Source organism: Herpetosiphonaceae bacterium (assembly GCA_036374795.1).
Classification (GTDB): Bacteria; Chloroflexota; Chloroflexia; order Chloroflexales; family Kallotenuaceae; genus LB3-1.
In genome coordinates this window covers 1-12280 of the sequence record DASUTC010000180.1, presented here as the reverse complement: position 1 = coordinate 12280, position 12280 = coordinate 1, and the positions used below count along the sequence as shown (strand labels likewise).

Genomic DNA, 12280 nt, shown 5'->3' with positions numbered 1-12280 from the left:
GGGGTTTGAAACTCGAGTAGTTGACGGAAATCGTCACCACGCCAGCATCTGAGGAGAAATGCCCCGATCGGAAGGGGTTTGAAACATAAAAAACCGACTGTGAGTACTGGTGTCGTTTTCTCTGAGGAGAAATGCCCCGATCGGAAGGGGTTTGAAACCTAAAGGATGTGCTGTCCGAAACTAAACACAAAGACTGAGGAGAAATGCCCCGATCGGAAGGGGTTTGAAACGGGACGGCGCGGCAGTGGTGTAATCCACGCTAACTGAGGAGAAATGCCCCGATCGGAAGGGGTTTGAAACGCATTTAAAGAACATTCTAGTTGGTGATAACCAGTTGCTGAGGAGAAATGCCCCGATCGGAAGGGGTTTGAGACAAGCACAACCGCATGTCATGCAAGCACACTGGTTGCCCTGGGGAGCAACGCCCGTGTGCCAGGGATCGAAACAAGCGTATTGGTGGATCAGCAGGAAGATCGGGGCCGGGAGTGGTGGCACCCATGGAAGGACAGGGGCGGCGCAAACACGTGATCGAGCGCTCCAAGACCCTGCTGCTCGTGCGGGTTAGGGTTGTGGCCCAGATCCGCGTCGGGGCGCAGCCTCACCACGCACCGCGCCAAAGCCCATACTGGTCTTCGCGCCGACGCCACTAAAAAACGCGAGCCGCAGCAGCGCCGCGCAGCAGTGCAGATAATACCGATCGTGGTTGGTCGGGACATACGTGCAGCGCCCGGTGAACGCCGTCTCGCCGCCCTCGAAGGCAGCGACTCGCTCGGACTGAAGCTGGTACGTGCCGATCACCAGATGCTCGGCAGCAAACCGGCGGATGTCCGCTGGTAGCGGGATCGGCGCGCTGCCGTTCCAGCGCTCGACGAGCGAGCCAAACACCAGTTCGGGCAGCGGCAGCGGGATATTGCGCCCATTCGAGCGAAACGTCGTCGGCGCGACGAAGTGCAGCGCAAACCACGCGGGCGGCGGCGCGCGGCCTACCTGCTCCAGCGCGATCAGCTCGGACCAGTCCGCAGTTCCGGCCCAGCTATCGGCGACCGGATCGATCGTCGCCGCCTCGACGCGAAACAGCGTGCCGTCGAGATCAAACTCGGTCGGCGGCGTCGCGGCCCAGTCCCGCAAACACTCGTCAAGCTCCGGGGAGATAGCGCTCCAGCGCATGCCATACGTGCGATCGGGCGCTACCATGCGCCCTTGTGGCCCGCGCGACGCGCCAAGCAGATCGGAGGTGGCGAACGGCTTGAGCGCGCCTGAGTCGTGCAGCCGGCGAGCAAACGCTTGATCCCGTGCGCCGAGCGCGCGGAGGAAGGCCGCATGGGCCGCGCGGCCCAGGTATGGGGCGACCGTCGCAGGTGCCGACGGTCGCAGTGTGAGCACAAGTGCGGTTGGCATGGATGTTCCTGCTCCTCCTTCAGATACGATCAGCCATCAGCCTCCGGCGTCCTTCCCCTTGCCGGAGACGGGCCGAAGATAGACGATGATCCCGCCCTGCTTGCGCGGCCTGACCTCGATGACCTCGACGTTGAGCTGATGACCCGGGCCATAGCGCTTGCCGCCGGTATCGGCGGCGCGGATCGCGCCGATCGCGTCGAGGTCGTCGGGCAATCGAAGATCGACGAACAGACCGGCCTGGCTCACCTCAAGCACGCGAACGTTGGTAAATCGAGCGCCAGGTGCAGGTGGTCGCTTGGGATCAGGCGTAGGGCGCGGCTGTGGCGGCGGAGGCGGAAAGCTGGTCGGTTGAGCGGATGCATGGGGCACGTTGCGGTAGTAGCGCATCAGCCGGATCGCCCAGCCGAGCGTCGGCAGCACCTCTGGCGGGCTAAGCGTGCCCAGATGGAGCTGGCAGGCATCCAGCAGATCTTCGTAGTAGCCCCGTGTCTGCCTGCTGCGCACGACGGTCCGAGCAGCGGGGCCGCTGACCGCGTCGAGCCAGCTCCACCACCGCTCGACTGCCGCCTGCTGCTGGTGCTCGTCGCTGCCTGCGGCCTGCAAGACGTCGCGCAGATGTGCAAAGCACTTGGCGGCCTCGTTCGGATCGACGTTGCGCTTCGCCAGCGTGCGGGCGAGGGCGTCGGCGGTATGGAGTGAGCAGGTCGTCATGAGCCAATTCCTCCGTTGAGCACATGCACATCAATAATTCCCGCTCGGACACGTTCGCTCGTTCGGCCAGCGCAGCGTCTCGGCCAGCGCGGCGGCCTGCGGCGGAAGCACCAGCGCAGCGGCTGCCGCGATCAGCTCCTCCACGGCGACCGACGGCTGCGTCGGCGCGTCCCAGTCGAGGTAGCGCGCCTGCGGAGCGGCCAGGTCGAGCGCCAGCACGCGCGCCGCGATCGAGCCGTAGCACGCGGGCTTCGCGCCGCCGAGCTTGGGCCGGAGCGGATAGCTCGGATGCAGGCCCAGAGCGGTCAGCAGCAGGCCAAGCTGCGCCGCGCTCATGTTGATCACGTGGATGCGCCCCCGAAAGCGGCTGCCCGCGACGCAGACCTCGATCGGGCCGTCGCCGCGCGCCTGCTCCGCGCCGTGCATATAGAACTTGCGCCCGCGGACGAAGCGCTCGCGAACATACGGACCCTCGCGGGGACGAGGCTGGAAGAGCTGCGGCACCTCGGCGACCGCCACATCGCCCTGCGCCAGACGCAGATCGCCGAAGCGCACCAGCCCCTGAAAATCCATCGCCCCAAAGATGCGACAGGCCAGGCAGAGCTGGTCTTTGTCGGAGCACGGCGCAAGCGCCGACGGCAGATCCCGCGAGCGCGTCACGCGCACACACGAGGCGCTGATCGCCTCGACGATCGCCCGGATGCAGCCTTTGAGCGACGAGCCGGGGATCACCGGCGTGCCGCCGACCCGGACCAGCGCGCGCGCCAGCGTGCCGTCCGACCCGTCGACCAGCTTCAGCAGCCCGGTCGCCACATGCACCGGCGTCAGCGCCTCCAGCTCAAGGTCGATCCAGCCCGCCAGCAGGTCCTGCCGCAGCGCATCATGGCCGATCGGCGACCTGCGCTCGACGGGCGCGCCATGCGGCAGATCGATCAGGGTATAGGGCTTGGGAGCCGGAGGCTCACGTCGATCACGATCACCAGACATCGAGCTATCCTTTCTGCCCCTCGTGCGGAATCAGCGCCACGAACTGCACCGCGCCGCTCGGAGCCAGAAACGCGGTCGCCGCAAGCGGGGTATCGTTGTCGATCGATCCGCCGGGATCATAGCCGTTGGTCGACTCTACGTGCCAGCCGTGATCGTCCCGGAGCGGCTTGAAACCAGGGGGTGGGTCGGCGGAGAGTGACAGGCACAGCAGATCGTAGCGCCCGTCACCTGTGCGCCGCCAGCGCAGCTCCTGCCCATCCACCAGCGCGCGGCCCTCCGCGCCGGGCTGCCACGCGGTATCGCGCTGGATGATCCAGAGCCGCGTCGAGGTTGCGGCCCAGCCGCGCGTCGTGCCCGCCACCAGCGCGCGCACCTCCTCCTCCGACACGCTGGGACGGCGATAGATGTAGCCCTCGCGCTCAGCCACCCTGCACCTCCTCGCGCCAGCGCCCCACGGCGCGGCGAAACAGCTCCTGCACCTGCGCGCTGCCCTCGGCGACCAGCGTGAGGCTGCCCCAGCCGTCGCTCTCGAAGCCCAGGCCCTCCGGCAGCTCGGCCCAGTCCTCCGCCGAAACGCCGTAGGCCGCGCGCGTCTCAGCGCCGATCAGCGCCCCGACCCCGCAGAGCCGCGTTTGGTCGGGCTGCGTCTGCCGCAGGTCGGCCAGCGGATAGCGGATTGTCAGCCGACCCCAGTCGATCGCGACCCGTCCCAGGCCGCGCGATTTGCCGAAGCCGATGCCCACGCGGCCCTCGCCGACATCGCGCAGCGCCAGGCCAACGAGCGCGAGCTGCGCCAGCGTCACATTCTTGAAGAGAATGCTGGTGCGGAACACGCCGCTCGTGACCACCTCGTAGTTGAACGGTCCGACCGCCACCGAGCCGAAGACCCGATCGATCGCCACGCCGTTGCGCTCCTCGATCGCCACCTCGCCGACGGGCAGCGCATCCGCGAAGCGCACGCGGCTGGCGACGACGGTGCTGCCGAACAGGCGGCAGATGCAGCAGGACTGGCGATATTTCTCGTCGGACTCCAGCCGCAGCCGCTCCAGGCGGTCGCCGCAGGACTCGCCGCGCTTGAGCGGATCGCACGCGCCGCGACCCTCGCCCTGCGCCTGCAACGAGCGCACGATCCGCTCGCTGTGCGCGCGCAGCACGCCTTTGAGCGACGAGCCGGGAAGAAAGACCCGGTCCAGCGTGCGCACGAACTCCATGTCGGGATGCGTCGGATCAAGGCCGCCCGTCTCGCCGGCCTTGATCAGCAGCGGGCCGTCGGGCCGGATCGCGATCTCCAGGATCGCCTCGTTCAGCAGTTGCTTATGCACCCGTCACCTCCCGCACGTGGTCCTGTAAGGCGCGCTGCCACCCGCGCTTCTGCGCATCGTCCACGTCATCGTAGGCGCCTTCGAGCAGCGCGACCACGCGCGCCGCCCGCGACGTGTCCTGGCCGTCGAGCCGCCATTCCTGCCACGCGCCTTCGAGCAGCTCAACCTGGCCCAGCCCGCGCGAGCGCGCGCCGCCGATGCTGATCTCGCCCCGCACCAAGGGCTGCAACCCCAGCCAGAGCAGGCCCTGCTGCCAGGGCTGAAGGTTCTCCGCCGCGATCTCCAGGCTGAAGCGCGTGCCGGGCGGCACGGTCTCGAAGCTGTAGAGCAGGCCCTCGCGCGCCGTCTCGGTATCGCGGTCGAGCGCCACGCCCTGCCGCACGTCGAACTGCCCGAACCACTGCGCGCCGTCCACGGTGAGATCGCGGATCGCCACATGCGACGCCAGCCAGGTCGAGCCGAAGGTCTGGCAGATCAGGCAGGAGCGATCGATGATCGCCGCGGCGAGATCGTTCGGCCTGGCTCGATAGTCGAGCTCAAGCTGCTCCTTCTCCTTGTCGGTGATGCAGCGGCGGGCCGCATCCAGCACATTGCAGGCAAGCGTCGTGCGCTGGATCTCAGCATCGTCGCTCAGGCCGCGCAGCAGCGACTCCAGCAGCGCGCGCAGCACGCCCTTGAAGGACGCGCCCGGAATAAAGGGCCGCCCGCTCGCGTCGCGCATCACCGGCAGATCGTGTCCGGTGACATCGGTATCGCGTCCGGCTCCGATCCGCAGCCCGGTGAGCACGACGAGCTGGCCGCTGAAGCGCAGCCGGTGGCGCAGGGTATCGAAGGCAAGCGCTGGCTCAGGCACCACGCACCTCCTTGATCAGCTCGCCCAGCTCATCCCAGCGGCGGGTCCGATCGGCAAAGTAGAAGAGCCGGTTGAGATAGCCGAGATACTGCCGCGCCAGCGCGATATAGGCGTCGCTCAGCAGCCGGGCCTCGTCGGGCGCGGCGCCGCCCAGGCCGGCCTCGGCGATCGTCGCCAGCGCCTGCGCGCGCGCCTGCTCAGCGGCGTTGCGCACCGCGCCGGTCATGAGATCTTTGACCACCGTATCGCCGAACTCGCCGTACAGCCACTGGCGGCTGTTGGTGCTGCGGCCCATCTGGTACAGGATGAAGGCCGCGATCTCCTCGACGCTGGTCGCGCGGATCGCCACGTTGACGACGTTGCGGAGCTGACTCTCGCGCATGCCGCTGATCAGATCGTTCCGGGGCGCGAGCCGCTGAACGGTATTCGCCGCCGCGCGGATCACATCGCGCGTAGCGTGCTGGACGGCGCTGCTCACCGCCTGGGCGTGCAGCAGCTCATGAACATGGTGGGTCATAGTCCTTCTCCTCGCGCATCGACATGCCACGGATCACAGCAGCGGACCGCGCCGTAGCCTTCGCGCGTGCGCTGCCCGATTCCTTCACGCTCCAGCCGCTCCAGCGCCGCGACGATCGCCGCGTCGCCCGCCCGCGTGCGAAAGACATAGACGCCTCCGGCCTGCGCCGCCAGCGCCGTCGGCTTGGGGCGATCCCAGGAGACGTTCCAGCCGCCCACGACCTGCGCGCTCGCCAGGCTGTACACCAGCGCCGCGTCGAGCTGCGTCTGCTCGAAGAGCTGCTCCGCCGAGAAGGTGATCGTCGGCTGCCAGCCCTGCTCCAGCAGGATCGCGTCGCTCTGGAGGCTCACGCTGAACACGCGCCAGTCGTCGGGCGTCCAGTCGGGCGCGGCCTGCGGTGTCAGACGCTCGAAGACGCGCCAGCGCTCTTGAAAGGCGGCGTTGAAGCGCCGCAGCCGGTCGTGGAGATCATCCGGCTGATCGTCGTCCGCGGCCGCGATCGTCACCTGGCCGAGGCCGCTGCTGATCCGCCCGCCGATCGCGGCGATCTCCGTGATCGCCACCCGTGCCGCTGCGTCCACGTTCCAGGCCTGCCCGACGAACCGGAGCCGCAGCTCGCGGCCTTGAAGCCGGTTGGTCTCGGAGAGCACGATCGGTGCGTAGAGCAGCCCTTCCGCCGCCGTGCCGCGCCGCCGATCGATCGCCACGCGCGTCAGGATACGGCGCTGCGCGCCTCGCGCGCGATAGCTGCCGTCGGCGGTTTGCGTGTAGGAGCCACTGGCGATCTTGGTATGCCGGGAGCACGTTGGGCAGAGCGGCTCGTAGATCAGCGCGGCAGGCCGGAGCTGCTCGGCGCAGACCCGATCGATCAGCGTGTCGAAGATGCCGTGCGCTGGTCGCTCGTCGGAGCCATCCGCGCGGAAGCCCGGGCTGACCTTGCAGCGCGTCGCCGTGACCGGCAGCAGACGCACCCAGGCGTCGTCGGGGTGCGCGGGCAGCGCGTGGCTGAAGCGAACGTCCGGCTCGCGCCGCAGCAGGTGGCCGAGCGCGCCCCACAGCACACCGCCCGGCACATAGTCCAGCGAGGGCGTGTACTGCGCGCCGGGCTTTTGCGCCGCGAACGAGAGCGGCCCCTGCGCGACGATCGTGATGCGATGGGTCATGGCGCGCCGACCTCCGGCAGCAGATCGGCGAGCAGATCGTCGACAGGCTGATCGTCGATCGTCACCTGCAGCGCAACCGCCGACCAGCCCAGGCCGCGCGACGAGCCGCCGCCCCAGCGGGCGGTCAGGCTCGCTCCGGCGACCAGCAGCCCCAGCAGCCGCCGGATCTCGCTGGCCTCTGTCTCCCACCAGCGCCCGCTGATCGCGCCGTCGAGCGTGATCCCGGCAGGTGTGGTCTCGGTGAGAAAGAGCAGCTCATCGCGCACCGTGCGGCGCTGTCGATCGATGCCGATGCCGGGCCGCAGCAGCCGCTCGCGCTCCACGGGCTGCTCCGGCTCCGGCGCTCCCGCCCGATGGATCGCGTCGCCGAAGCGGAGCGGGCTGGGGTACGTGGGCGAGCCAAAGAGCGCGCAGACATCGCACTGGCGCGGCATAGCGGTGCGTGCCAGCGCCCGCTGACGATGGAACGCCTCGGTCGCCGCGCGCGCGATGGCGGCGTCGCTCGGACACATGCGGTCGGCGTAGGGCGCGTCGCAGAGCGGATAGCCCAGCGCGCGCGCCACCTGCGCGCAGGCGTGACGCAGCCGACCCTTGATCTGCGAGCCGGGGATGATCGGACGGCCCCAGCCGTCGCGCTGAAGCTCGTTATCGGCGACGCCGCCGCTGCTGCCGGTGGCGCCGACGCAGAGCGGCGTGATCAGCGTGATCGTCAGGCCGATCGCCACGGCGGTCGAGGGTGCAGCCTGGCTCATGCCGGACCTCCTTGCTGCTCAGGAACGTCGACGAAGGGCAGCAGCTCGATCAGATCGAGCAGCGGCGTGTCGTAGTGATGGGTCTGCGGGTCCCTGCCGGGTGGCCGCAGACGCCACGGAATCCAGATCTGGCCCTCGCAGAGCGTCTGCACCTGCTGGTCGAGCTGCGCGTAGCCGCCGCTGCGGTCGCGCTGCTTGCCGCGCTCCACGAAGTAGCGGTAGTCCACCGCCGAGCGCAGCATATCGCCCTGCTGGATGATGGCGCGGAGCTGGTAGAGCTGCGAGCGGGGAAAGCGCGCCGTCTTGAGCGCGCGGCAGGCGTCGAGAAACCGGCGGAGCTGCTCCAGCGTGTACGGGCGCTGCGTCAGGCGCAGCGTATGCTCCGGCTGATCCTGATCCGATCTGCGGCGGTCGCGGCGCAGCGCGACCGTGCGGTATCCCTCGACGCGGTTGGGGATCATCGTCGTCGCCTTGAGCGCCAGAAAATCGATCGTCGAGCCGCCGCCCTCATGCTTCGAGCGCTGCTTGGCGCTCTCCAGCAGCTGCTCGACCAGGTCGCGGGCAAAGCGGATCGGCGTCGACTCGGGCATGATCAGCACGCCGACCGACAGCGAGATCCCGCTGCCCTGCATCGCCGCCTCGAAGTCGCTGGCGATCGACGCGGCCAGATCGAGCGCCGCCGTCGCCGGGACGAAGAGCAGCACGTCGTCGCCGCCGATCGTGATGATCTCGAAGGGCCACCGCCCAGTGGCGGGCTGGATGAAGCGGCCCAGCGCGTGCGCGACCGCCTGCTCGTTGGAGCGCAGCATGCGCTGTGCGAAGCGGCGATAGGCGCTGATCGAGCCAAGATTGGCGACGGCCTCGCCCACGCTGTTGCCGTCGGCGTAGATCAGGCCGACGAAGCCCTTCGCGTGCTCGCTGATGTCGTCAAGATCGCGGGCGGTTTCCTCGACGCGCGTGTCAAGATGTTCGGCCAGCCAGGCGGCCCACGGACGAACCCAGTCGTAGGCTGCGCGGTCCGCCGACGGAAGCCGGCTTTTGGCGGCGCTGCCAATCGTGCGCTTGCGGAGACAGGCGGCACAGAACGCCTCCCGACGATCGGTGGCATCGTCCACGAACGTCTCGGCTGCGGGTCGCAGATCGCACGACGTGCAGCGGCGGATCAGCCCGACATGCTCGACGAACGGCAGCGGTCGCGCCGGGCCTTCGACCGCGCGGTCGCTCATGCGCCGCCGGGTGGCCTTCGCCGTCAGCGACGTGACCAGCTCGCCAAAGCCTTTGCGGCGGAGGAAGATCTCCTGGGCATCCTGCGCAGGCACATCCCGCTGGATGCCGAAGGTCTGCCGCACGAGCTGCGCCGCCGGATCATCGCTGCGGAACAGCGCCTGCCCCTCGACATGATCGAGCCAGAGCGCGCCGGGGCTGAGGCCGTACTGCACCTCCAGCAGCGAGCAGCGCTGCCACACGCCGACGCTCTGCGCCGTCTGCGTCTCGTCGGTGTAGCGGCGCTCGATCGCCGCCGCCAGCCGCTCGCCGCAGCCCGCCGGAGCCAGCGCCAGGATATTGCCGCCGCTGGCGTAGAGCACGCATTCGGGCGCGTCGAGCGCGTCGGCCTCGAAGCGCTCGTAGAACCAGGCGCGTGCGCGGTCGTAGCGCTTGATCTGCGCGGCGTGGATCGCCCGGTCGGGGATGGTCCTCGGCGGCACGCCCCAGAGCGCCGGAAGGTCGATCTGGTTGATATGGTCGAGCAGCGCCGACGCGCCGCGAATCTCCGGTAGCTTGACGGACTCGAAGACGTAGCCTTTGACCTTGACCGCGCCGCCGTAGACCAGATCGACGAACCCGGCTGCCGCGAGTGGATGGCGCTCGAAGTCTGCCGCGCGCGCAACCGGCTGGCGCGTGGACGCCGCGAGATGCGCCAGCGCCAGCATGCGGCTCGGCGCGTCGAGGCCGCTCAGGTCCGGGGTCTGGCCCCGATCCAGGCTCGCGCCGTGATCGTGAAGCAGCGCCCGCCACACACGTGTAGCTGCCTCGAAGGCGCGTAGCTCGGCGGGAAACGCCAGATCGTGGGTCAGCGCCGCCAGCCGCAGCAGATCGCGCTGCGGATCGGCGTGGGCCAGACACGCGACCAGCGCCGCTGTCGTCAGGAGATGATCGGCGAGCGTCGCCAGCGGCTCCCGCGCGTGCGGCGGGCAGGGGCCGGGTAGCGGCGCGTCCGGATCGCGGAGATCCTCGACCAGCCGACGACATTCCAGCGCAGGCGGAGTGGGTGAATCCATGAACACTCCTTCAATCGGCACAGCCCGGCAGCGCTGTCGAGCTTCGACGGTTATGGGGCGATCAGGCCGCGCAGCGACGCGACCACGGGGGGTGAGATTCGCCGAGGACACACCGGGGGGATCACAGGGGATCAGGTGCGGCTCAGGCGTCGCATGGGATCGGTTCTGGTATCAGACATGGTTGGATAGCCTATCATACCCTATGCGCCGGGCTGCGCGCAAGTAGCGCTCGTGGGAATCACGAACATCAGGCTACGGGAGCACCTGGGGCGCACCCTTGTGAGCCGCCCGCGTGACTCCGCCCTAGCTGAGCAGAAACGACGGCGCGTACTCCCCCGGCTGCTGGCGCTCCATGATCTGGATCTCCTCGCAGACGGCGTTCATCCGATGGCCGATGAAACATGCCCCGCTCAGCGGGCCGTAGTAGAAGAGCAGCAGGCGATGGGCGCTCCAGTGCTTGACGAACGCCAGCAGGTGGCGCTTGACCTCGACGGCCAGCGCGACGGCATCGCCGCCGCTCATCAGACAGGTTTCCCCAAGCTCGCGATCGGGGCGCAGCAGCAGCAGGGCGGCGACCGCGTCTGTGCGCTTGCCCAGAGAGGTGTGGACATCGGCGTCCAGCGATCCGGCGACGCTGATCCCAACGGCGACCGTCGCACCTTCGCCGTCTACGACCTCGCCCGAGATCGCGCCGTCGCCGCTGGTGATCGTCAGGCGAAGATTCGCGCTCTTGTCGGCGTCGGTCCGCCACAGCTTGCCCTGCTGCTCGACCTCAATCGTGTAGCGCGCGACGTCGGAGAAGGTAAAGCCGAAGGCGAACCAGGCGGACAGGCGCGCCGAGCCGCGCGCACGAATCAGGCGGCATGTGGTCTCCCGATTGATGCGCGCCTCCAGCGCCTCCAGCTCAGGGAGCAGCACGGCGTTCCAGGCGGCTGGATCGTGAAGCGCGTGGCCTTTCTTGGTGGGCCTGCCGACAAACTGATCCCGCCAGTCGATGATGTAGTCCGGCTCGATCTCGAACGTCTGCTCTTTGATCGTCGTCAGATAGACCGTGACGCAGCGCGCGCCATCCGGCGGGCGGTAGAGATCGTGCTGCGTGAGGACGCGCTCAAGATCTTCCCGCGTCACCTGCTGCGTGCCCGCTCTGATCCAGTCGCGCACGATGCCCACCGCAATCTTGAGCGCGGCGGCGTCCGATTGCAGGCCGAGGTTATCCATGCGCTCGCAGACGCGCTCTTCGAGCTGGACGCCGGAATCGAAGCCCAGGTTGAAGCGCAGACAGCGGGCAAAGTCGGCAAACGCCTGCTCGTCCGCGCCGAGCGCGTCCTGCCAGCGCTGGCGCAGCCTGCCGATCGCGCTCCTCGGCGTGGCGTCAAAGAACGCTGTGGTCAAGCCGCTGTCTCGCCCAGCGAAGCACGATCTGAGCTTGTCGTCGCTCTTCCAGGTCCAGTTGCTGACGAGATACAGCTCGATCGGGCGCTCCGGCTCCTGGCGCGTGAGCAGCTTCCAGGTCTTCCAAAACTTTTCGAGCAGGCTGCTGGAGCCGGGCTTCCGCTCGATCAGCGACTCGGTCGAGTAGTCGCCGCGCTGATCGACGTGGTACTTGACCTGATAACAGCGGTCGGGTATCCGGGTGCCGGGCTCGTGGCGCACGGTCACGTCATCCACGGAGCCAGCGAGCGCATCTTCGACAGTGACCAGCCGCACGTTCCGGCCCGGCATCTTGAGCTGAAGAGCCAGATACCAGGCGTAGAGGTGCTGGTACTCATCTCCGGCGAGGCGCGCCGCAACTTGATGTGCCATCCTTGAGAAGCTCCTGTGTGCGATCGGGCGAACTGGTCAGCGATCCGCCGGGTGTGATCATATCGAATGTGTCAAGGGCAGGCATGCGCGCGCGATCGGCCTGCCAGAGCAGCGCGCTCGCAACTCGGCGCGCGTCGGCCTCAGGATCGGCGGCTGCGCTCGGCCTATAACGAGCCGATCGGCAGTTTTTCCCGATTGCAGTCACCCCAGGCGCGCTCGCAACTCGGCGGGGTTTTGGCACAGAATCCGAGTTGCGAACGATCTGAGGATCGTGCTAGACTTGCCGTGCTGGCAACGGGGATCGCGGACGCACAGGAGCGGCGCTGCCGCGTGAAAACGGTGGCTCAGGTCATGTGAGATGGGACCGAGGCGTGAGCCAGCCGGCGGATCATCGGCAGCGCCCCGACACAGGGGTTTGCGACCCTTGATAACCTTGTCCTCGCGTGCAACACCTGCAAGGATCATCGGCAGCGCCCCGACACAGGGGTTTGCGAC

11 protein-coding genes and 1 CRISPR repeat array are annotated in these 12280 nt (G+C 68.3%); all 11 genes read right to left on the bottom strand.

Annotation, left to right across the window (positions count from 1 at the left end):
• Nucleotides 1-48: 48 nt before the first annotated feature.
• A CRISPR array of direct repeats spans nt 49-374; the repeat unit is 37 nt; unit sequence CTGAGGAGAAATGCCCCGATCGGAAGGGGTTTGAAAC.
• Nucleotides 375-561: 187 nt separating this feature from the next.
• Complete coding sequence (cas6, locus tag VFZ66_13065; GenBank protein ID HEX6290121.1) at nt 562-1398, bottom strand: CRISPR-associated endoribonuclease Cas6; 837 nt, start codon at nt 1396-1398, stop codon at nt 562-564.
• Between the two features lie 36 nt (nt 1399-1434).
• Nucleotides 1435-2109: a hypothetical protein gene (locus VFZ66_13060; GenBank protein HEX6290120.1), complete on the bottom strand. Its 675-nt coding sequence runs from the start codon at nt 2107-2109 to the stop codon at nt 1435-1437.
• 30 nt (nt 2110-2139) lie between these two features.
• Nucleotides 2140-3096 (bottom strand): RAMP superfamily CRISPR-associated protein, encoded by a 957-nt coding sequence (locus tag VFZ66_13055; protein ID HEX6290119.1) that lies wholly within the window; start codon nt 3094-3096, stop codon nt 2140-2142.
• Between the two features lie 4 nt (nt 3097-3100).
• Nucleotides 3101-3523: a hypothetical protein gene (locus VFZ66_13050; GenBank protein HEX6290118.1), complete on the bottom strand. Its 423-nt coding sequence runs from the start codon at nt 3521-3523 to the stop codon at nt 3101-3103.
• Nucleotides 3516-4418: an RAMP superfamily CRISPR-associated protein gene (locus tag VFZ66_13045; GenBank protein HEX6290117.1), complete on the bottom strand. Its 903-nt coding sequence runs from the start codon at nt 4416-4418 to the stop codon at nt 3516-3518. The genes VFZ66_13050 and VFZ66_13045 overlap by 8 nt, the downstream gene beginning before the upstream one ends.
• Nucleotides 4411-5271 (bottom strand): CRISPR-associated RAMP protein Csx7, encoded by an 861-nt coding sequence (csx7, locus tag VFZ66_13040; protein HEX6290116.1) that lies wholly within the window; start codon nt 5269-5271, stop codon nt 4411-4413. The genes VFZ66_13045 and csx7 overlap by 8 nt, the downstream gene beginning before the upstream one ends.
• On the bottom strand, nt 5264-5788 hold the full coding sequence (locus tag VFZ66_13035; protein HEX6290115.1) for a hypothetical protein: 525 nt from the start codon (nt 5786-5788) through the stop codon (nt 5264-5266). The genes csx7 and VFZ66_13035 overlap by 8 nt, the downstream gene beginning before the upstream one ends.
• On the bottom strand, nt 5785-6951 hold the full coding sequence (csx10, locus tag VFZ66_13030; GenBank protein ID HEX6290114.1) for a CRISPR-associated RAMP protein Csx10: 1167 nt from the start codon (nt 6949-6951) through the stop codon (nt 5785-5787). The genes VFZ66_13035 and csx10 overlap by 4 nt, the downstream gene beginning before the upstream one ends.
• A complete protein-coding gene (locus VFZ66_13025) occupies nt 6948-7703 on the bottom strand; it encodes an RAMP superfamily CRISPR-associated protein (protein ID HEX6290113.1) in 756 nt (251 codons plus the stop codon). Before VFZ66_13025 ends, csx10 begins: the two co-directional genes overlap by 4 nt.
• Nucleotides 7700-9982, bottom strand: a complete 2283-nt coding sequence (locus VFZ66_13020) for a hypothetical protein (protein ID HEX6290112.1) — start codon at nt 9980-9982, stop codon at nt 7700-7702. The genes VFZ66_13025 and VFZ66_13020 overlap by 4 nt, the downstream gene beginning before the upstream one ends.
• 303 nt (nt 9983-10285) lie before the next feature.
• Nucleotides 10286-11785, bottom strand: a complete 1500-nt coding sequence (locus VFZ66_13015; GenBank protein ID HEX6290111.1) for an SAVED domain-containing protein — start codon at nt 11783-11785, stop codon at nt 10286-10288.
• Between the last annotated feature and the right edge of the window lie 495 nt (nt 11786-12280).

What these genes read in the sequence shown, in the direction of transcription:
- VFZ66_13015 (HEX6290111.1), bottom strand. Translation starts at nt 11,785, where the DNA reads ATGGCACATCAAGTTGCGGCGCGCCTCGCCGGAGATGAGTACCAGCAC.
- VFZ66_13035 (HEX6290115.1), bottom strand. Translation starts at nt 5,788, where the DNA reads ATGACCCACCATGTTCATGAGCTGCTGCACGCCCAGGCGGTGAGCAGC.
- csx10 (HEX6290114.1), bottom strand. Translation starts at nt 6,951, where the DNA reads ATGACCCATCGCATCACGATCGTCGCGCAGGGGCCGCTCTCGTTCGCG.
- cas6 (HEX6290121.1), bottom strand. Translation starts at nt 1,398, where the DNA reads ATGCCAACCGCACTTGTGCTCACACTGCGACCGTCGGCACCTGCGACG.
- VFZ66_13025 (HEX6290113.1), bottom strand. Translation starts at nt 7,703, where the DNA reads ATGAGCCAGGCTGCACCCTCGACCGCCGTGGCGATCGGCCTGACGATC.
- VFZ66_13020 (HEX6290112.1), bottom strand. Translation starts at nt 9,982, where the DNA reads ATGGATTCACCCACTCCGCCTGCGCTGGAATGTCGTCGGCTGGTCGAG.
- VFZ66_13055 (HEX6290119.1), bottom strand. Translation starts at nt 3,096, where the DNA reads ATGTCTGGTGATCGTGATCGACGTGAGCCTCCGGCTCCCAAGCCCTAT.
- VFZ66_13060 (HEX6290120.1), bottom strand. Translation starts at nt 2,109, where the DNA reads ATGACGACCTGCTCACTCCATACCGCCGACGCCCTCGCCCGCACGCTG.